General features: G+C 41.2%; 20 protein-coding genes. 10 read left to right on the plus strand and 10 right to left on the minus strand.

The genetic code is table 11. The annotated features are described in order from the left end of the window. Window positions 1–85: 85 nt before the first annotated feature. The 3 genes from MKX52_RS14185 to MKX52_RS14195 form a co-directional block, all read right to left on the minus strand. A complete protein-coding gene (locus MKX52_RS14185; RefSeq protein WP_012011080.1) occupies window positions 86–1,441 on the minus strand; it encodes a glucose-6-phosphate isomerase in 1,356 nt (451 codons plus the stop codon). 127 nt (window positions 1,442–1,568) lie between these two features. Beyond that, window positions 1,569–2,741, minus strand: coding sequence for an iron-containing alcohol dehydrogenase (locus MKX52_RS14190; RefSeq protein WP_144498460.1), 1,173 nt, complete (start codon window positions 2,739–2,741; stop codon window positions 1,569–1,571). 120 nt (window positions 2,742–2,861) lie between these two features. Then, the gene (locus MKX52_RS14195) at window positions 2,862–4,025 is read right to left on the minus strand and encodes an iron-containing alcohol dehydrogenase (protein ID WP_012011082.1); all 1,164 of its coding nucleotides are present in this window, start codon (window positions 4,023–4,025) and stop codon (window positions 2,862–2,864) included. Between the two features lie 144 nt (window positions 4,026–4,169). Here MKX52_RS14195 and MKX52_RS14200 point away from each other — a divergent pair, with 144 nt between their 5' ends. Further along, window positions 4,170–4,406, plus strand: coding sequence for a DUF378 domain-containing protein (locus tag MKX52_RS14200; RefSeq protein WP_003212952.1), 237 nt, complete (start codon window positions 4,170–4,172; stop codon window positions 4,404–4,406). Between the two features lie 68 nt (window positions 4,407–4,474). Here MKX52_RS14200 and yugI read toward each other — a convergent pair whose 3' ends face one another. The 3 genes from yugI to MKX52_RS14215 all read right to left on the minus strand — a co-directional run bounded on the left by yugI (window position 4,475) and on the right by MKX52_RS14215 (window position 6,759). Further along, window positions 4,475–4,867: a S1 domain-containing post-transcriptional regulator GSP13 gene (gene yugI / locus MKX52_RS14205; protein ID WP_007500519.1), complete on the minus strand. Its 393-nt coding sequence runs from the start codon at window positions 4,865–4,867 to the stop codon at window positions 4,475–4,477. A gap of 197 nt (window positions 4,868–5,064) precedes the next feature. Continuing rightward, on the minus strand, window positions 5,065–6,258 hold the full coding sequence (locus tag MKX52_RS14210) for an aminotransferase (RefSeq protein WP_216887733.1): 1,194 nt from the start codon (window positions 6,256–6,258) through the stop codon (window positions 5,065–5,067). Continuing rightward, window positions 6,259–6,759 carry an Lrp/AsnC family transcriptional regulator gene (locus tag MKX52_RS14215; RefSeq protein ID WP_003213765.1) on the minus strand — a complete coding sequence of 167 codons (501 nt, stop codon included), beginning with the start codon at window positions 6,757–6,759 and terminating at the stop codon, window positions 6,259–6,261. It lies immediately after the preceding gene. Window positions 6,760–6,929: 170 nt separating this feature from the next. Between MKX52_RS14215 and MKX52_RS14220 the strand changes: the two genes are divergently transcribed. After that, complete coding sequence (locus MKX52_RS14220; protein WP_236832128.1) at window positions 6,930–7,760, plus strand: alpha/beta hydrolase; 831 nt, start codon at window positions 6,930–6,932, stop codon at window positions 7,758–7,760. Here MKX52_RS14220 and MKX52_RS14225 read toward each other — a convergent pair. After that, on the minus strand, window positions 7,757–8,017 hold the full coding sequence (locus MKX52_RS14225) for a YugE family protein (RefSeq protein WP_342490901.1): 261 nt from the start codon (window positions 8,015–8,017) through the stop codon (window positions 7,757–7,759). The two genes, MKX52_RS14220 and MKX52_RS14225, sit on opposite strands and share 4 nt — an antisense overlap. An 83-nt stretch (window positions 8,018–8,100) precedes the next feature. On the opposite strand from MKX52_RS14225, the gene MKX52_RS14230 reads away from it, so the two are divergent. Both MKX52_RS14230 and MKX52_RS14235 read left to right on the plus strand, forming a co-directional pair. After that, a complete protein-coding gene (locus MKX52_RS14230) occupies window positions 8,101–9,276 on the plus strand; it encodes a MalY/PatB family protein (RefSeq protein ID WP_342490902.1) in 1,176 nt (391 codons plus the stop codon). 133 nt (window positions 9,277–9,409) lie between these two features. Then, window positions 9,410–10,702: a sensor histidine kinase gene (locus MKX52_RS14235; RefSeq protein WP_216887739.1), complete on the plus strand. Its 1,293-nt coding sequence runs from the start codon at window positions 9,410–9,412 to the stop codon at window positions 10,700–10,702. Here the strand turns inward: MKX52_RS14235 and MKX52_RS14240 are convergent, their stop codons facing one another. Beyond that, the gene (locus tag MKX52_RS14240; RefSeq protein ID WP_003213469.1) at window positions 10,703–10,882 is read right to left on the minus strand and encodes a hypothetical protein; all 180 of its coding nucleotides are present in this window, start codon (window positions 10,880–10,882) and stop codon (window positions 10,703–10,705) included. Between the two features lie 91 nt (window positions 10,883–10,973). On the opposite strand from MKX52_RS14240, the gene MKX52_RS14245 reads away from it, so the two are divergent. Beyond that, the gene (locus MKX52_RS14245; protein WP_012011088.1) at window positions 10,974–11,366 is read left to right on the plus strand and encodes a kinase-associated lipoprotein B; all 393 of its coding nucleotides are present in this window, start codon (window positions 10,974–10,976) and stop codon (window positions 11,364–11,366) included. On the opposite strand, the gene kapD is transcribed toward MKX52_RS14245, so the two are convergent. After that, complete coding sequence (kapD, locus tag MKX52_RS14250; RefSeq protein ID WP_041816319.1) at window positions 11,363–11,980, minus strand: 3'-5' exonuclease KapD; 618 nt, start codon at window positions 11,978–11,980, stop codon at window positions 11,363–11,365. The genes MKX52_RS14245 and kapD overlap by 4 nt on opposite strands. Window positions 11,981–12,198: 218 nt before the next feature. On the opposite strand from kapD, the gene MKX52_RS14255 reads away from it, so the two are divergent. From MKX52_RS14255 to MKX52_RS14265, 3 genes are all read left to right on the plus strand, one after another. After that, window positions 12,199–13,377, plus strand: coding sequence for an MFS transporter (locus MKX52_RS14255; protein WP_254107562.1), 1,179 nt, complete (start codon window positions 12,199–12,201; stop codon window positions 13,375–13,377). 108 nt (window positions 13,378–13,485) lie between these two features. Then, window positions 13,486–15,387, plus strand: coding sequence for a transglycosylase domain-containing protein (locus MKX52_RS14260; RefSeq protein WP_251184344.1), 1,902 nt, complete (start codon window positions 13,486–13,488; stop codon window positions 15,385–15,387). 18 nt (window positions 15,388–15,405) lie between these two features. Next, window positions 15,406–15,816 carry a thiol-disulfide oxidoreductase DCC family protein gene (locus MKX52_RS14265; protein ID WP_144502867.1) on the plus strand — a complete coding sequence of 137 codons (411 nt, stop codon included), beginning with the start codon at window positions 15,406–15,408 and terminating at the stop codon, window positions 15,814–15,816. A gap of 43 nt (window positions 15,817–15,859) precedes the next feature. Here MKX52_RS14265 and MKX52_RS14270 read toward each other — a convergent pair whose 3' ends face one another. Further along, entirely contained in the window at window positions 15,860–16,417 is a 558-nt protein-coding gene (locus MKX52_RS14270; RefSeq protein WP_012011093.1) for a YufK family protein, read from the minus strand. Window positions 16,418–16,602: 185 nt separating this feature from the next. Here MKX52_RS14270 and malK point away from each other — a divergent pair, with 185 nt between their 5' ends. Both malK and MKX52_RS14280 read left to right on the plus strand, forming a co-directional pair. Beyond that, a complete protein-coding gene (malK, locus tag MKX52_RS14275) occupies window positions 16,603–18,204 on the plus strand; it encodes a malate sensor histidine kinase MalK (RefSeq protein ID WP_088000875.1) in 1,602 nt (533 codons plus the stop codon). Next, window positions 18,197–18,904, plus strand: coding sequence for a response regulator (locus MKX52_RS14280; RefSeq protein WP_044140812.1), 708 nt, complete (start codon window positions 18,197–18,199; stop codon window positions 18,902–18,904). The genes malK and MKX52_RS14280 overlap by 8 nt, the downstream gene beginning before the upstream one ends. Window positions 18,905–19,059 lie beyond the last annotated feature (155 nt).

A 19,059-nucleotide genomic window follows, 5' to 3' on the forward strand; every position in this document is an offset into this window, starting at 1 on the left:
ATGTACAGAACATGAGGAGGCTTGCACAGGAACCGTGAGAAAATAAAAAAGGCACACCTTTTAACAAGGTGTGCCTCAATTATTCTTACGATTGTTTCAGACGGCTTTCAAGCTCGGCTTTTTTCTCTTCGAAGCCTGGTTTTCCTAATAAAGCAAACATATTCACTTTATAAGCTTCTACGCCAGGTTGGTCAAATGGATTGACGCCTAGTAGATATCCAGACATCGCGCATGCTTTCTCAAAGAAGTAAACGAGATATCCGAAAGTATAAGCATCCATCTCAGGAATTGTGACGATCAGATTCGGTACTTTTCCATCTGTATGAGCAAGCATCGTTCCTTCAAATGCTTTTTTATTAACGAAATCAACCGTTTTTCCTGCTAGATAGTTCAAGCCATCAAGGTCTTGTTCTTCTGCTTCAATGACAAGTTCATGACGAGGCTTGTCTACATTCACGATTGTTTCAAACAAGTCTCTTCTTCCTTCTTGGACATATTGACCAAGTGAATGAAGATCTGTTGAGAAGTTCGCAGAGGAAGGATAAATTCCTTTTTCATCTTTCCCTTCACTTTCACCGAATAATTGTTTCCACCATTCAGCAAAGTATTGTAGCCCAGGCTCATAGTTAATCAGCATTTCAATCGTTCTGCCTTTATTGTAAAGGACATTACGAACAACAGCATATTGGTATGCCGCATTTTCAGAAAGCTCAGATGAAGCGAAGTCTTCGCTTGCTTTTGCCGCACCCTCCATCATCTGATCAATGTCAGCACCGCTCACAGCGATTGGTAATAGACCTACTGCTGTTAACACTGAATAGCGTCCACCTACATCATCAGGGATGATAAATGATTCGTAGCCTTCTTCTGTTGCTAATGTTTTCAATGCACCGCGTGCTTTGTCAGTTGTTGCATAAATACGTTTTTTCGCTTCTTCAGCACCGTATTTTTCAATAAGGAGCTTTTTAAAGATGCGGAACGCAATCGCTGGCTCTGTTGTTGTACCAGATTTTGAAATGACGTTAATAGAGAAATCTGCATCTTCCAATAGATCCATCACATCTGTTAAATAAGAAGAACTGATGTTGTTTCCAATAAAGATGATTTGCGGAGTCTTGCGTTTGCCTTTTGGCAGCGTGTTATAGAAAGAGTGGTTCAAAAATTCAATCGCCGCACGTGCGCCGAGATATGAACCGCCGATTCCGACAACAAGCAAGACATCAGAGTCTGATTTAATTTTATCTGCACTTTTTTTAATGCGGGCAAATTCTTCGCGATCATATTGCTTCGGTAAGTCCACCCAGCCTAAATAATCACTGCCTGTACCCGTTTGTTCATGAATATTATGATGGGCCACCTTCACAAAATCTTTTAAATATGTAAGCTCATGCTCTTGAAAGAAAGGTAACGCTTTTGAGTAGTCAAATTGAATATGTGTCATCGCTTGTAAGCCCTCCATTACGTTAGTTCTGTCCCTTTCACTTTAGCGGAACTAGCTATTGAAATCAAGTGATCGTCACTCCCATAGCAAAAAGCCGTTTCTCTATAGAGAGAAACGGCACAAAGGATTATAAAGAAGCTTTCAAAATAGAAAGAATGTCATCACGGCCAAGTTTCATAAAGTTACCAAAACCACCGTATTCCATTTCTTTCGCCGCAATGTCGGCAATTTTGTCCAGCTGATCTTCCCCAATGTCATAATCCGCTAGACGACTTGGTGCACCGAGGCTTGTCCAGAAGGCTGACAGCTTGTCGATTCCTTCTAATGCGATATCACGATCAGATTTTCCTTCTGTCTCGATGTCAAACATGTTCAGCATAAGATTTTTAAAGCGTTCCACATTGTGATCGAGTGTATGACGCATCCAGTTTGGGAAGAGAATTGCAAGACCGCCTGCATGCGGAATGTCATAGACAGCCGATACTGCATGCTCAATCGTATGGGAAGCCCAGTCGCCAAAGTAACCCATTTGCAGCGTACCATTTAAAGCAATCGTTCCTGCGTAAAGGATCGTTTCACGGTGCTCATAGTTTTGTAAGTCTTCCAGTAGTTTTGGTGCTGTCTCAATGACTGTTTGAAGAACAGCAAAACACATCCGATCCTGTAAAGGCGTGTTTTTGACATTATGGAAGTATTGCTCGAAAACGTGGCTCATCATATCGACCATGCCGTACACCGTCTGGTTTTCTGGCACTGAATACGTGTGCTCAGGGTCTAAAATTGAAAAAGCAGGATGAGTGACGGAACTGCCCCACACATATTTTTCATTTGTTTCCCAGTTTGTGATGACAGAGTCTGGATTCATTTCTGAACCAGTTGCAGCAAGTGTCAGCACTGTGCCAAACGGCAATGCCTTTTGAGCGGTTGTTTTCTTTGAGATAATGTCCCACACATCTCCATCGTATTCTGCACCGGCTGCAATCGCTTTTGTACAGTCAATCACACTGCCGCCGCCAACAGCTAATAAGAAATCAATATTTTCATTTTGGCAGATGTCGATTCCTTTTTTCACCGTAGTGAGGCGCGGATTTGGTTCAACACCTGACAGTTCAAATACTTCAGCTTCTGCTTCATTTAATGCGCGAATCACATTGTCATATAGACCATTTTTCTTAATGCTGCCGCCACCATATACAAGTAACACTCGTTTTCCATAACGAGCGAGTTCGCTTTTCAGTCCTTCTAGTTGTCCTTTTCCAAACATTAATTTCGTTGGATTATAGTAAATAAAATTTTCCATCTGTTGATACATCTCCTTACAGCGTATATATCCAAAAACATGAAAGACTACTTTAACATATGTACACGTCGAACTCAAAAAAGATAACTGCTCGAAAGCAATTATCTTTTCATTGTTTAATTATAAAGAAGCATTCAAAATAGCTAGAACATCTTCTTTGTTTAGCTTTTTAAATTGACCAAATTCACCGCGTGCCATTGCACGATCTGCGATTAAATCAATTTTCTCGTCGTTGATATCATAGTCCGCTAAACGGTTCGGTGCGCCAAGACTTGTCCAGAAAGCCGACAATTTGTCGATTCCTTCTAAGCCCACTTCTTCGTCTGTTTTGCCCGCAGGGTCCACATCGAATACGCGTACCGCTAATTGTTTAAAGCGGCCTGGGTTTTCCTGAATGACATGCTTCATCCAGTTCGGGAACAAGATCGCAAGTCCGCCTGCATGAGGAATATCATAAACAGCAGATACCGCATGCTCGATGTTGTGGGATGCCCAGTCACCACGTGCTCCCATTGACAGCATACCATTGAGCGCAATGGTTCCAGTGAATAAGATCGTTTCACGTAGCTCATAGTTCTCTAGATCGCCAATCAGCTTCGGTGCTGTTTCGATGACTGTACGAAGAAGCCCTTCACACATACGGTCTTGGTAAGGTGTATTTTCTGTGTGATGGAAATATTGTTCGAACACGTGAGACATCATATCAACCATGCCATAAATCGTATGGTTTTTTGGCACTGTGAAAGTGTTCACTGGATCAAGAATAGAGAATTTAGGGAAAACTGCTGGACTTCCCCAGCCATATTTCTCATTTGTTTCCCAGTTTGTGATCACTGACCCAGAGTTCATTTCAGAACCTGTTGCAGCAAGTGTTAACACCGTACCGAACGGAATGGCTTCCATTGGGACATGCTTACGCGTCACGATATCCCAAGCATCTCCATCGTACTTCGCTCCGGCTGCGATTGCTTTCGTAGCATCAATGACACTTCCGCCGCCAACTGCCAAAATAAAGTCAACGTTGTTCTCCTTGCAAAGCTCAACCCCTTTTCTTACCGTTGTTAAGCGCGGGTTTGGCTCAACACCAGCAAGTTCAGTGATTGTAGCTCCTGATTCTTTTAGAATGCTGACAACTTGGTCATAAAGGCCGTTTCGTTTAATACTGCCTCCACCATATACAAGTAATACGTTTTTTCCGTAGTGTTTAAGTTCATCTGAAAGGGCTGAAACTTCTCCCTTTCCAAACATTAATTTCGTTGGGTTCCAATAAGTAAATCGATCCATTTGATCTCCTCCTCGCGCTACATTATGCGCCTCAATCATTCCAAAAGTAAAGTAATTTGCTTTAATCCATTTTCTTACGCATAGTTTGGCTAAAAATCTGCAAAATATAAATGTATTGATGCTGTAGCGAAAGGAGGAATCACGATGAGTGCTATTCAGCGTATTGCCCTCGTGCTCACGATTATCGGTGCTATTAACTGGGGACTAATCGGCTTTTTTCAATTTGACTTAGTAGCAGCGATCTTTGGCGGACAAGGCTCTGCATTATCACGTATTATTTATGGTCTTGTTGGAATTGCAGGTCTTGTTAACCTTGGTCTGTTGTTCAAGCCAAGCGAAGAAGCTGTTCGCCGCGACGAGCCGAATCCAGAGGTTCGCTAAACAAAAAGACATAAAAAAAGGCCGCCTATACGAGGCAGCCTAAGGCACCGTTTGAAGCGGTGCTTTTTTTATTTCTTGATCAGATCTTTACGGTTAGATTGCTCAATCCACTCTTCAAGTTTATCTTTAAGTGTATTGAAACCTTGTGGTGCAGCAGCTTCTTCTTTCACTTGCTGTGGTCTTTGTTTCTTTGGCTTGCTTTCTTTTCTTTCTGGTGCATCTTGTGTCGCACGGATAGAAAGGCTGATTTTACCTGCATTTTCATCAACAGAAAGAACTTTTACTTGTACTTCGTCACCAATTGAAAGGTGCTCGTTGATGTCTTTTACAAAACCATGTGTTACTTCAGAAATATGCACAAGTCCTTGAGTTTCTTCATCTAATGCAACAAACGCACCATACGCTTGTAATCCTGTTACTTTACCAGTGTAAACACTGCCTACTTCAAACTTTGTCGCCATGATAACAACTCCTAAATAAATGTTTTAATATTCGTTTATACGCAATTAAAAACTATATCACAGAACGGTCTTTTACGCAAAATATTTTTTAATTGGGTTTAGATCCGTTCAAAAGGGGGAATACCTGAAAACAAGAATGCTTTCTAGTATTCCCCCCTAATTTGAGAGGCATGAGTCCAAATGGATTGATGCCTTTTTTATTTAATAATGACAGGTGCTTCTTCTTTCACTTGTCGTTCTTGCAAAAAGCGCTGAATTCTTGAAAGGGATTCCTGAAGATGGTCAAGAGACGAAGCATATGAACAACGAATATGACCTTCACCACTCGGTCCGAAGACATTACCAGGGACAACGGCTACTTTTTCACTTAGGAGCAGCTCCTCAGCAAATTGTTCTGACGTCATGCCCGTGCTTTTAATGGACGGGAAAGCGTAAAATGCGCCGTTTGGCTGGTGACATGCGAGCCCCAGTTCATTCAAAGAGCCGACAAACAAATTCCGACGCCTTCTGTAGCTTTTCTTCATTTTTTCTACATCTTCAAGCCCATTTTTCAACGCTTCTTCTGCAGCATATTGTGCCATCGCAGGCGCGCACATCATAGAATATTGGTGTATTTTCAGCATGGCATCGCGTAGTACTGGTGGTGCTGCCACATATCCTAAGCGCCAGCCTGTCATAGCAAACCCTTTAGAAAAGCCTGAAATCAGGATCGTTCTTTCTTTCATATCTTGAATGGCCGCAACGCTTGTAAAAGCTTCATCGTACGTCAGCTCTGCGTAAATCTCATCTGTGATAACGAGAAGGTCATGCTCTTTTGCAAATTGAGCAATATCTTCAAGCTCTTCCTTTGAATAAACAGAGCCAGTTGGATTTGATGGTGAGCAAAGCAGAATCGCTTTTGTCTTCGGCGTCAGCTTCGTGCGAAGATCCGCAGAGTCTGCTTTGAAATCTTTTTCAGCCGAGGTACTTAAATAGACAGGAACTCCGCCTGCAAGTGTCGTAAGGGCCCCATATGCTACGAAACAAGGCTCTGGAATGATCACTTCATCCCCGCTGTTTAAAATCGCACGAAATGCCAAATCAAGTGCCTGACTTCCGCCAACTGTGATAATCAGTTCTTCTTCAGGACTGTAATCAATGTGAAACCGCTTATATAAATAGTCGCTCAATTCTTTTCGCAAAGATAACAAGCCTGCGTTCGCCGTATAAGAGGTAAGTCCTTGTTCTAATGACATAATACTGGCTTCTCTGACATTCCAAGCTGTCACGAAATCTGGCTCGCCGACACCAAGGGAAATAACCCCTTCCATTGTGGCTGCCAAATCAAAGAATTTCCGAATACCTGACGGCTGAATGCTTTGTACCGTTTCAGATAAATAAGACTTTTTCATTTAAGGTGACACCACGATTCTTTTGTCATCGTCTCCTGTTTCAAACACTTTCCCATCATGTTTATATCTTTTCAAAATAAAGTGGGTAGTTGTTGAAACAACGGAATCAAGTGTCGATAATTTTTCAGACACAAAGCGGGCAATATCAGACATAGATCTTCCGCGGATCACAACAGATAGATCATAAACGCCTGACATGAGATAGACAGACTCCACTTCCTGAAAGCGATAAATACGTTCAGCAATTTCATCAAATCCGACGCCTCTTTTGGGTGTCACTTTGACATCAATCATTGCTGTGACGCCTTCGTGACCGTCTACTTTACGCCAATCAATCATGGTTGAATAATCAATAATGACTTTTTGATCTTCAAGTTTTTGAATAATCGCTTCTGCTTCTTCTGTTGTCACGCCTGCCATTTTTGCAATGGTATTTAAATCGGCACGGCTGTTTTCATCTAAAATCTCTAATATTTCAGTTTCTTTTTCTGTTAGTTTCATTTGATTTCACACCTCAGATTGTAAAAAGCTAGTTTTAAAAAATCTTCTGAACATTATAGCACGTTTTTCCCATTATGCTAAGCAGGGAAAAGATGCTAACCATAGCTTAAAATCCACTTTTTAGGGTACAATACAGTCACCTAACAGAGAGAGTATCAAGTATCGGAGTGATGATTGTGGACATTGTTCAGCCAGCTTATATGAAAAGTAAATTCGGTTTAGACATCTATTACGAGCACTATCCAAATCAGGGGAAGAAAACATTGATCTTAATTCATGGTCTTTTCTCTTCTACCTTCAGCTATCGAAAGCTCATCCCGCTTTTGAAACAAGACTTCAATTTAATCGCAATCGATCTGCCGCCATTTGGACAGTCCGAGAAGTCGAATACGTTTATTTACAGCTATCGCAACATGGCAAAGATCATTATCGAGCTAGCTGGTCACTTACAGATTCAGCATGCAATCCTTGTGGGTCATTCGATGGGCGGTCAAATTGCTTTATACGCCGCATCTGAACGGCCAGACCTATTTGAAAAGGCAGTCCTTTTGTGCAGCTCAGGATATTTAAATAAATCAAAGAGATCACTTGTTTACAGCACATATATTCCTTATTTTTATCTCTATCTAAAAAGAAAGCTCTTGAAGCAAGGCATCATGAAAAATTTGACGGCTGTTGTGCATGATCATTCCATTATTGATCAAGAAATGGTGGACGGATATTTAAAGCCTTTTTCTGATGATCAAATTTTCCGAGGGATTTTCCGTTTGATTCGGCATCGCGAAGGGGATTTGACCTCTGATGTCCTCAAGAAAATGGAGACACCTGTGCTACTCATTTGGGGTGAGGAAGATCGAATTGTTCCGATCCAAATAGGAGAAAGACTGCACAAGGATCTGCCAAACTCAACCTTGCATGCATTAAAAAAAACCGGGCACCTCGTTCCTGAGGAAAATCCGGTCTTTGTGTCTGATCAAATTGGACATTTCAGTCTGTCTTAGCGTGTGCAGGAGCTGCTGTCTCGTATGACGAAAAGCTGATTCGCTATATGTTGACAGCTTTCAAAAGGCAGGAGCTGCTCAAATGAGTGATGATAAATGGCTTGAATGTCTTTTGCTAAAGATAAAGGGTCTTCTGCGTCGTATAATGCACTGATGACGTCAGCAGGCTCCGTTTCATAAAAGTCCTCCCCATATTGAAAAGGGTCCCATGCCTTAATAAGTTGAATCATCTCTTCTACAGCTTGACTATCTTTCATCGGTATCACCGCTTATAATAAATTTTGTGATGTTTATTTTAGCACAACCAACAATGGTTGAAAAACGGCTAGAGGTGGGTTTCATGAATTTCGACGAACAGATCATACGTAAAGGTTCAAAATCAGTGAAATGGGATCAAGCAGAGTCTTTATTCCTTACAACAGATGCACTGCCAATGTGGGTAGCAGATATGGATTTTAAAGCACCGCAGGTCGTCCTTGATGCATTAAAAAAGCGATTGGATCACGGTGTATTTGGCTATGCTTTTCAAGATCAGGATACGCAGCAGGCAGTAGCTGAATGGCTCAAAAGAAGGCACGGATGGTCGATCCAGACAGAAGCCGTCACCTTCACACCTGGGATTGTCACGGCACTTAGTTTTGCAGTCCAAGCCTATACAGAACCAAGTGACGAAGTCGTCATACAGTCCCCTGTGTATACACCTTTTTATCAAATGATTGAACGAAATGGACGAACAGTCTCAACCAATCCTTTAAAAATAGAAAACAACCGCTATGTCATGGATTTTGATGATTTAGAGAAAAAATTAAGCAGACCAGAAGCGAAGCTGATGTTCCTCTGTCATCCGCATAATCCGTCAGGAAGAGCATGGTCAAAAGAGGAATTAAATCGAGTAGGAGACCTCTGTATCAAGCACGGTGTTACAGTCGTTTCAGATGAGATTCATTCTGATTTGATGCTATACGGAAAGCCGCATGTGCCATTTGCTAGTCTTTCTGATGACATAGCACATATCACAGTGACATGCATTGCACCAAGTAAAACATTTAATTTAGCTGGCCTCCAAGCATCAGCCATTATTATTTCCGATGAAGAAAAAAGAACCCTTTTCAACAATGAAATGCAAAGAAACGGACTGGCTAAACTGAATGCATTTGCGATTCCTGCGATGGAAGCAGCATACCGCCATGGGGATGAGTGGCTGGATGCACTTGTTCTTTATCTCGAAAACAATATGAAAATGGCAATGGACTATATTGACGAACATCTTCCAAACATGCGTTATATGAAACCAGATGCTTCTTATTTATTATGGATGGACATTCGGGATTATCAATTCAGTCAAGCGGAATTGAAACGCAATTTGCTGAAAAAAGGCAAAGTGATCCTAGAGCTTGGTCACGTGTATGGACTCGAGGGAGATGGCTTTATTCGGATGAATCTCGGTTGCCCTGCTTCAACAGTCAAAGAAGGATTGAAACGCCTTCATCAAGCGTTTACGCCATCATCTGAATAAGACTTATATGATCGAAAGAACATCCTCACGGGTGTTCTTTTTAAAGAAAAAAACCCTCCTTTTATCATATCTACTTTGTACATGAAATGATATAATGAGAGGAATTACAATTATTTACGAGGAGAGCATTTAAATGGAAATGTTCAAGGATTTTCTGCTCCATGTATCTTTTATTCTATTTCCAATTTTTTTATATCATGCACTATGGCTAAGCCGGACCCCTGCTCATTTCCCAAAAACGAATAAACTGCTCGTCACAGTATTCGCATCCATCTCTTCAGCACTATGTATTATGTATCCAGTTGGTTCGATTTTAGACTTGCAGACTGGCCTTCAATCTATCCCTCTTGTACTTGCCATTTTATACGGAGGTTACACAGCTGGGATCGTTGCTATCTTGATAAGTTCCATGGTCAAATTCGTGATGTATGGCTCTTTTTTATGGGTTGGACTCATTGTCGTACCAATTTACTTTTTCATCCCATTTTTGTTTTACCGGAAATGGCGTCAATATACGAAGCTGAAAAAGCTGATGTATGGAGTGCTTATCGGTTTATCCAAAGGATTCTTTATTTACATTGGACTATTTGCGGTCAGCTTAATGGAATACAGCCCGGCCTTTATCATGCAGCAGAAGTTACTTGAGTTGTTTTTCTCAACTCTTTACTACATATTCTTTCTCGTGCTAAGTATCTATTCCATTGAATTCGTCAAAGAAAATGCGCAAATGAGAACACAGCTCGTCCAATCAGAAAAGCTGACCATTGTAAGTGAACTCGCTGCAAGCGTTGCCCATGAAGTACGCAATCCACTGACAGTGGTGAGAGGCTTTATTCAATTGCTCTTTTCTAGTGACAATACAAAAGAGCCGGCCGCCAATAAAGATTATAAAAATCTCGTTTTGTCAGAGTTAGACAGAGCGCAGGATATTATTACGAGTTATCTTGACATTGCGAAACAAAATTATTATCAAATTGAATCTCTCAACCTATCTAAATTACTCGAGGAATGTGCATCACTGATGACATCCTATGCGAATTTCAAATCGGTCACGATTCATCAATCCATTGAACCAGACTTATACATTCAAGGTGATGAAACGAAGATCAAACAAGTCATGATTAATTTAATCAAAAATGCGATTGAAGCAGCCCCAGAACACGAAGGGAAAATTGAACTTTTTGCTTCCAAAGAAAATCATAAAATATGCATTTATTTCGTGGATAACGGGGTAGGAATGACAGAAAGCCAAATGAAAAAGCTTGGCGAACCCTATTACACCTTAAAAAATAAAGGAACTGGACTTGGACTGACCGTGACATTTTCTATCATTGAAAATCATCATGGGACCATTCGTTTCAAAAGTTCGCTTCAGTCTGGTACAACCGTTACCGTGAAGTTTCCTGAAGATACAAGAAGAAAATGATCAATCCATTTTTTTTGTCTTTTTTTCATCTATTCGTTCCTGTTTCTTAGACGCACGAACGATCAGACGAAAGCAAATAAATGCAGCCATAAAGAAAATCACCGTGGTGATTGCCGCTGGGATGTACTCCCTTTTATCTTCAGGAAAATACAGTAGAAAGAGTGCGATGAACGACAGCATTCGCCATTCCCCCCTTTTGCTCGTTTACTTCACTATATTGGCTAAAAGAAATGAAATACCTTCCTGCGAGAAGGAAATGGAGGAATTTCACATGACAGACATTCAAATTGGACAAGTTGTGAAAGGATTTTATAAAACAGGTGTTTACGTTGGGGAAGTGACAGCAGTAAAACCTTCGGCCTATCTCGTTCAAGTGAAAGCCGTTCTGACACATCCCACTCAAGGCGACCTGCATCACCCAAAAGAAGCAGACGTGCCTTTTTTCCAAGAAAGACGGGCTTTGGCCTATCGTGAACAGACGAATATCCCTCATCATATGGTGAAGCCTTATGATGGCGATATACCAGATTATCAAGTATCACTAAAAGAAGCTGTAGAAAAATTAAAACAAGCGCTTCATGCGGATGATTCAAAATGGGCAGAAAAATCAAGGGCATGCCTATCTTCTCTCGAAAAAGATTATTTTCCAGAAGACGCCCGCTAATCAGCCGAATCAAAAAAGTGAGAGAAATCGATCAGCTCACCAATTTTGGTTGTTTGCGGATTTTCCACATAGGATCTGTCTTTTTCAAAAAGGGTGAACAGCTGATAAGTCGTCATGGCATCATCAAGTGCTTTATGATGCTTACCAGCTCCTTCGCTGCCGTATTCCTTTGCCGCCTTGCGAAGCCCCGTCAGTGTGCGATCACCAAAAAAGGTTTTATATTCAAAGGCAAGGTCCCTCAGCTTGCCCTTAAAAGGAAAGCCAATGTGATTGAGCATACAGTTTTGCTTCAGCACTTTCATGTCCATATTGCCCCATGTAATAATCTCACAATCCTCTCCCCCATCAAGCGACACAAGCTTCTCGATAAACGCCTCAAAGGAAATTCCGCTCTCTACATCCTGCTGCGTAATACCGAGAAACGATTTACATCGCTTCGTCAGCTTCGGGAACTTTTTCGGTTTGACGTAGCTAGAGAACGTGTCTATGATCGTTTCACTTGCCGCTTTCACTACTCCAGCTTCAATAATTTCAGGGAAAAAATTTTGCGGGTGATACTTTCCATCAGGCATCGTAAATTCAAAATCGACCACAAGCACCGTCTTCTGTTCCACCATTCTCACCTCACTTTTTCGTCAGTTTTTCATTCTCATACCATTATATTAAGACGGACCTTGAAATCACTTCATTTTCTTGAAAATAATGCAGATTCACTATGCCCAACCTATCCATCAGATGAAAGATTGGTTATTTTCCTTTATAATTATTAAGGAACACGAAATATTTAAAGAAGGTGGTCTCTATCACAAACAGGAAAAAAAACTTGTACATCATGTGGTTTGTGAACTTTTTTGTATCTGCCAGCATTACAATGATCGTCCCTTTTTTATCACTTTACATAGAATCTCTTGATAGCAGTTATTCAAATGAATTTGTCCAGAGATGGAGCGGTTATGTCTTTGGCGTCACGTTTTTAACGGCCTTTCTAATTTCTCCGATTTGGGGACGAATTGGAGATCGGCATGGCTATAAAAAGATTTTGCTTATTAACGGGATTGGAATAGCGACAAGTATTCTATTAATGGGGCTTGTGCAAACTGTTTATCAACTATTCGCCCTGAGGCTCTTTATGGGGCTTGTCACAGGCTTTATCTCGACTTCAATGGCACTCATCTCTGCACAGACGGAAAAGGCAACTGCGGGTAAAACCCTTGGTACGATGCAGATGAGTAATGTAGCCGGAGGATTGTTTGGCCCATTAATGGGCGGATTCATGGCAGACAGCGTCGGATTTATTTATACGTTTTTCCTCACAGCGGCTGTCATTTATGCGTCAGCCATTGTGATTATTTTCGGAGTGAAAGAACAGCCCATCCGTTCGAAAGAAGCGAAGCGCGTTTCTTATTCACGGAAGGAAGTACTCGTTCATATTTTCAAACAGCCTTTGCTAGTCGTCACGATGCTCTTAACGTTTATTACACAAGTAGGGAACTTTAGCATTCAGCCTCTTTTGGCTTTATACATTCATGATTTACACGGCCCTGTTAATCTCGCATTTTATGCGGGTCTTGCGTTCTCTGCAACTGGACTTGGCAATTTGCTCTTTACACGAAAATGGGGAGATCTCGGAGATCGAATTGGTCATGACAAGGTGCTGCTCGCCCTTCTGATCCTCTCCTCTATTTTATTCATCCCGCAAGCAATGGCGGATTCCTATGCGATGTTAGTCCTTTTCCGTTTTCTATACGGGATGGCACTCGGCGGGATTATTCCATGTACGACGGCGTATATTCGGATCAAAGCGCCTGCCTCTATGCAAGGGGAAGTGCTCGGATACAATGTTAGCTTCCGTTTTCTTGGGAATGTTGTCGGTCCGGTGATTGGTGGCATTGTCGCGAGTCATTACGGAATTCCAGCTGTCTTTTATGTCACCGCCGGAATTTTTCTGTTTGGTGCATTATTTTTATGGGCGGTTCGCTCACAGTCGAAGGCAAAAGAAAGGAGTGTCTGAACCAACTTCAGATACTCTTTTTTCTTGTGTAGAAGCCTTATTCACTAGACTTCAAGCCCATTCTTTTCTAAAAATAACCTTCTCGTATTCGCAAAAGAATGGTACGATATGGCTAGAAAATTGAAGAAAGTGAGTGACCTCATGTTTCGTGCAATAATTGGTTGGTTATTACTTGCTGCCCTCATTCCATTGTTTGCTCTGACTTTTTATCTATCAAAGGAAGAAGCTGCAAGTGTGAAGCCTGTGAACGAAGTGCTTGATCAAAAAATCAAGCTGGAAAAGATAGATTTTTCCCAAAACAGTTATATGTATGATCGGGATGGTTCTCTCATCTCCGAGATCGTATCAAACGATGAGAACCGCGTATTCGTCACGTATGATAAAATCCCTGATCATGTGAAGGAGCTGTTCCTCCGCTCAGAGGATCGGAACTTTTATGACCATAAAGGCATTGACTTTATGGGGGTTGTGCGTGCCCTTGCTTCAAATGTGAAAAACCATGGCATCAGTCAAGGCGCAAGTACGATCACACAGCAATTATCTCGTAATTTATATTTAAGCCATGAACGTTCGTTCACCCGAAAGTTTACAGAGCTGCTCTATTCCTACGAATTAGAGCGGAAATTCTCGAAAGATGAAATACTCGAAAGCTATTTAAATACGATTTATTTCAGTAATGGTGTTTACGGTGTCGGTTCTGCGGCTAATTACTATTTTGATAAGCCGCTTAGTTCTTTAACGCTTGCACAGATGGCATTTATCTCTGCGATTCCAAACAACCCAACACTGTATGATCCATTGAAGCAATTCAAACACACAAAGAAGCGCCAAGAACGACTACTTGGTATTTTAGAGAAAGACGGTGTGATCACCAAAAAGCAATACAAAAAAGCCGTCAAACAAAAAATCAGCCTGTCCGTAAGTGAAAAGAAAAACCTTTACCCTGACTATGTGACATATGCCAATGAGGAATTTACCGATCTTGTGTCAGATCAGGAAGGCTTTACAAAACGCTTGAAGAAAGCGAAAACAGATGGTGCAAAAAAAGCCATTCAAAAAGAATTATCTGAAAAGGTTAGTGCCCTGCTTCAAGATGGTGTCAAAATTTATACGGCACTTGATCCTTCCTTACAGCAACGAGCCGTCTATCAGCTTAATGCACAATTACCTTACCAAGGTGTAGAAGGCGGATCAGCGGTCATTAATCATGAAACGCATCAAATAGTCGCACTTGCTGGAGGAAAGAACTATAAAAAGTTTGATTTCAACTACGCCTATCAAGCACAAAGACAGCCTGGTTCTGCGATTAAGCCGCTTTTAGACTATGGTCCTTATATCGACCAAACCGGTGCAACAGCTTCAAGCAAAATCAGTGCCGGCAAGTTTTGCAGCAGCGGATACTGTCCGCAGAACTATAGTCACAAAACATACGGAACCGTCACACTTGAAACAGCCTTTAAGAACTCTTACAATACTCCTGCGATCCGAATGCTGGATACAGTTGGTGTCAAAAAAGGCTTTAGCTACTTAGAGAAATTCTCATTCGAACATATCGTCGCGGATGATTATCGCCTTCCTTCTGCACTTGGTGGATTTACGAAGGGCTTCTCGCCGCTAGAAATAACAGACGCATATACCGTCTTTGGTAATCAAGGAGCTTACACGCAAAGTCATTCAATCACAAAGGTAACAGACTTAAATGGTAAGACCCTTTACAAGTGGAAAGAGTCACCGAAGCAAGTGTATTCTCAGCGGACAAATGACACTATGCGTAAATTACTTGCCTCTGTTGTAAAAAGCGGGACAGGGAAAAAAGCGAATTTCAGTTCCCCTTACATCGGTGGTAAAACAGGGACATCCAATGACTACAAAGACATTTGGTTTGTCGGACTAACAGATCAATATACAATGGGTGTATGGGTTGGAAGAGATAGAGGAACGGTTGAATCTATTTACAGCTCAAGTCCGCACTTACGTATTTGGAAAAATACGATGCAATACGCCAGATAAACAGGAGGTTTGATTGCCATGCATTCAACACATCCACCCCATTTAATTTTATTTGATGGTGTCTGCAACGTGTGCAGCGGCGCTGTTCAGTTTGTGATTAAACGTGATCCAAATGAGCGAATGATGTTTGCTTCATTACAATCAGAGACAGGACAGCGCATTTTAAAAGAAAACGGTTTGCCTCTAGATGAATTCAATTCATTTATTTATATTGAAAAAGGCACCCTTTATACGAAGTCGACAGGCATCTTAAAAGCCATGCGGCAGTTAAAAGGGATCTACAGATGGAGTTATGTATTCCTTGCCATTCCGCGCCCTATCCGCGATTGGTTTTATGAACGGATAGCGAAAAATCGCTACAAATGGTTCGGTCAAAAAACATCTTGTATGATGCCAACACCCGATATACAAAAACGGTTCCTATCATAAAAAAAAGCATCCTCCGATCGTGGAGGATGCTTTCTTTGTCTGTTTATGAAGGCAGACTTGCCATAACACTGTTATAAAGCTTAATAAATAAGTACAAAATGCCGATTAAAAACGTGGCCCAAAACAGCAAAATAAACATCATAAAACCAATTAAATTCAGCATGGAAAGCGATTGATAAATGCGAACCACAACCCAGATAAAATAGACAAGACCTGCTAAGACAAATAGTCCGACAAGCAGAATCAGCTGCTGCGTCAGTAGAAATGCAAGTAAGCCAGCAAATAAATAAACAACGGATGCAATCCGAATTTTCTTTAAGTTCTCCCCTTCAGGATCTTTCGCGAAAAAGAGTAGTGCCAGCTCTAATACCGTATCTGCAATCAGTTTCAAGGCAGATAAAATCATAAAATAAACAAGTGCAAAAGCAGCAAAAAGAGCAAGTCTGATGCCCTGTTCCGAGAAGAATTCCATCATCCCTTTTAAAATACCTGCTTGATTCAAGAAATCAGTCGTAATCCCTACTGTGAAAATCGAAAAAGCAGAGCTGAATAGTAAAATCGAAATCAGCGGAAAATATCCAGTCAAATATGTATTTTTCATAAATAGATCCTTTCTCATAAGCTCACATTTATTATGGCTCACTTAAAACAGATTGACAAGATGCTTTCAAAGTAAACTGGCAGCAAAATCAAATTTGTGATTTTGCACGTACATTCCTTCACAAACTTACATTTTCCCGTTAAAGTATTACTATTACGAAAAAATCGTGCGTTAGGGGTATACTCGTGAAAAAAACTTTAAGACTGCAAACACGTCTAACGATTTTTGTTTGTATTGTTGTCCTGATCTCCCTTTGTATTACTTTCTTTACGATCTGGTCAGAAACAGCGAAGAACATTCATCAGCAGGAACGTGACATCGCCCTCTCCACTGCCAAGATGGTCGCAGAGGCTCCGATCACAGCTAAATCATTAAAAGAAAACCAATCGTATTCAGCACTGCGTCAATATACAACAAGTGTTCAGCGAATCACCAAAACCGAATTCGTTGTCGTAATGGATATGAACGGCATTCGCAAAACCCATCCAAATCCGCAGAAGATCGGAAAACGGTTTGCTGGCGGTGATGAAGAGCCAGCATTACAAGGTAAAGAACATATTAGTACGGCTTCTGGAACACTTGGCAGATCTATGCGTGCTTTTGTACCGGTTTATGATCAAGATGGAAAGCAGCTCGGGGCTGTGGCAGTAGGGATTACGTTAAAGGAAATTGACTTGATCATTCATCAAAGCTTACTTCCACTCTACTTCGTCACATCGCTCAGTCTTCTTTCTGGAATCATCGGAGCACTCATTGTGGCAAGAAAAGTGAAGAAAATCATGTTTGGACTAGAGCCAGATGAGATTGCTACATTATTAAAAGAACGAAGCGCCATGCTAGAATCAACAAAAGAAGGGATTCTTGCCGTCGATCAGCACGGTAAAATCAAGCTCGCCAATGCTGAAGCGAAACGACTCTTTCATAATATGGGCATTATGGTTGATCCTAGAGAACAAGATGTTCAGGTTCTCCTCCCTTCAAGCGGCTTAAAGCAAGTCATTGATACACGCAAGCCGCTGCTTGACCGCGACGTGAGAATGAACGGACTGGAGCTCGTCTTTAATGAAGTCCCGATTACGGTAAAAGGTGAAATTGTCGGGGCAATCGCCACCTTCCGCGACAAAACAGAAGTCAAACATTTGGCGGAGCAGCTAAGCGGAGTCAAAATGTATGCAAACGCCCTCCGTGCCCAGTCGCATGAATTTATGAACAAGCTTCATGTCATTTTAGGATTGGTACAACTCAAAAACTACGATGACCTTGGCACTTATATCAAAGATATTGCAATCTATCAGCAGACGGAAACAAATGAGATCATCAACCATGTGAAAAACTCTGTTTTAGCAGGATTTTTACTAGGAAAACAAAGTTATATCAGGGAACAAGGCGCGACCTTAGAAGTCATATGCAGCACACAAGTCCCAAATTCAGAGGACCCAGCAGTGACGCATGATCTCATTACCGTCATTGGCAACCTGTTAAATAACGCACTCGATGCGGTTTCTCAAACTGAGACAAAAAACATCTCGATCTCATTCCGATACGTTCAGGAGCAGCTTCATATTGAGATTACAGACACGGGTGTTGGTCTCACAAAAGAAGAACAAGACATCATGTTCGATCAAGGCTTTTCAACGAAAGGACAAGACAGAGGATTCGGTCTCTATTTCGTTGACCAAAGCATCAAAAAATTGAACGGACATCTAATTGTCACGAGTGAAAAAGGAGAAGGAACGACCTTTAGTCTCCGCATTCCGTATAAACAAAAGGAGGATTCACATGATTAATGTGTTAATAGTAGAAGACGACCCAATGGTTGGGGAGCTGAACAAACGCTACCTGACCCAAATTGAGGGCTTTGAATTAAAGGGAATCGCCACCTCTTTTCAGCAGGCACTGGATATTTTAAAAACAGAAGCCATTCACCTCGTATTGCTCGATATTTATATGCCTGGACAAAATGGACTGGCATTATTATCAGAAATTCGCAAACAAAATCATTCGGTTGATGTCATTGTCATTTCAGCTGCAAATGAAGTCGACGTGGTCCAACAAACGATGCGAAACGGAGCCGTTGATTATTTAATCAAGCCATTTGAGTTTGAACGTTTCCAATCGGCACTCTCAGAATATAAACGGAAACACGCCTTGTACCAAACGATGAACAGCATCTCGCAAAATGATTTAGATGCGAAGCTCTTTCATAAAAAAGCAGAGACGGAAAAAGTCCTTCTGCCAAAAGGCCTGACCAAAAGCACACTCAAACTCATCTGGACAAGTATTCAATCATTCGGTCATCAGGCTTTCACGACCGAAGACCTAGCGAATCATACAGAAATCTCTCAAGTCTCCATTAGAAAATACTTGAAATTCCTTGAGGACATCGAAGTAGTTGATGTTGAAATGGCATATGGGACCATTGGACGTCCTGTTTTCCAATATAAACTCAGTACAACAAATATGAATTTAATTCAGCAATATCTATAATTTGACACATCTGACCTTGTACAGAGGCCAGATGTTTTTTTATGGAACACGATGTGACAACCCCCTTGATATCAGTGGTTTCACTGTAGTAGAGCACATCACAAAAGCGGCATTATATCATATTTCAGCACATAAAAAGACATTGAATTTCGCCT

It is taken from the genome of Bacillus sp. FSL R5-0422, from assembly GCF_038610765.1.
GTDB lineage: Bacteria > Bacillota > Bacilli > Bacillales > Bacillaceae > Bacillus > Bacillus pumilus_O.

Excerpts from the sequence above, each read along its gene's own strand:
- MKX52_RS14240 (WP_003213469.1), bottom strand. The coding sequence starts at position 10,882 with ATGCTGTCGTTCATCGCACTCTTTCTACTGTATTTTCCTGAAGATAAA.
- MKX52_RS14245 (WP_012011088.1), top strand. The coding sequence starts at position 10,974 with ATGACAGACATTCAAATTGGACAAGTTGTGAAAGGATTTTATAAAACA.
- MKX52_RS14280 (WP_044140812.1), top strand. The coding sequence starts at position 18,197 with ATGATTAATGTGTTAATAGTAGAAGACGACCCAATGGTTGGGGAGCTG.
- MKX52_RS14270 (WP_012011093.1), bottom strand. The coding sequence starts at position 16,417 with ATGAAAAATACATATTTGACTGGATATTTTCCGCTGATTTCGATTTTA.
- MKX52_RS14265 (WP_144502867.1), top strand. The coding sequence starts at position 15,406 with ATGCATTCAACACATCCACCCCATTTAATTTTATTTGATGGTGTCTGC.
- yugI (WP_007500519.1), bottom strand. The coding sequence starts at position 4,867 with ATGGCGACAAAGTTTGAAGTAGGCAGTGTTTACACTGGTAAAGTAACA.
- MKX52_RS14230 (WP_342490902.1), top strand. The coding sequence starts at position 8,101 with ATGAATTTCGACGAACAGATCATACGTAAAGGTTCAAAATCAGTGAAA.
- MKX52_RS14235 (WP_216887739.1), top strand. The coding sequence starts at position 9,410 with ATGGAAATGTTCAAGGATTTTCTGCTCCATGTATCTTTTATTCTATTT.
- MKX52_RS14210 (WP_216887733.1), bottom strand. The coding sequence starts at position 6,258 with ATGAAAAAGTCTTATTTATCTGAAACGGTACAAAGCATTCAGCCGTCA.
- MKX52_RS14185 (WP_012011080.1), bottom strand. The coding sequence starts at position 1,441 with ATGACACATATTCAATTTGACTACTCAAAAGCGTTACCTTTCTTTCAA.
- MKX52_RS14190 (WP_144498460.1), bottom strand. The coding sequence starts at position 2,741 with ATGGAAAATTTTATTTACTATAATCCAACGAAATTAATGTTTGGAAAA.
- MKX52_RS14225 (WP_342490901.1), bottom strand. The coding sequence starts at position 8,017 with ATGAAAGATAGTCAAGCTGTAGAAGAGATGATTCAACTTATTAAGGCA.
- MKX52_RS14255 (WP_254107562.1), top strand. The coding sequence starts at position 12,199 with ATGTGGTTTGTGAACTTTTTTGTATCTGCCAGCATTACAATGATCGTC.
- MKX52_RS14260 (WP_251184344.1), top strand. The coding sequence starts at position 13,486 with ATGGCTAGAAAATTGAAGAAAGTGAGTGACCTCATGTTTCGTGCAATA.
- MKX52_RS14200 (WP_003212952.1), top strand. The coding sequence starts at position 4,170 with ATGAGTGCTATTCAGCGTATTGCCCTCGTGCTCACGATTATCGGTGCT.
- MKX52_RS14215 (WP_003213765.1), bottom strand. The coding sequence starts at position 6,759 with ATGAAACTAACAGAAAAAGAAACTGAAATATTAGAGATTTTAGATGAA.
- MKX52_RS14195 (WP_012011082.1), bottom strand. The coding sequence starts at position 4,025 with ATGGATCGATTTACTTATTGGAACCCAACGAAATTAATGTTTGGAAAG.
- MKX52_RS14220 (WP_236832128.1), top strand. The coding sequence starts at position 6,930 with ATGATTGTGGACATTGTTCAGCCAGCTTATATGAAAAGTAAATTCGGT.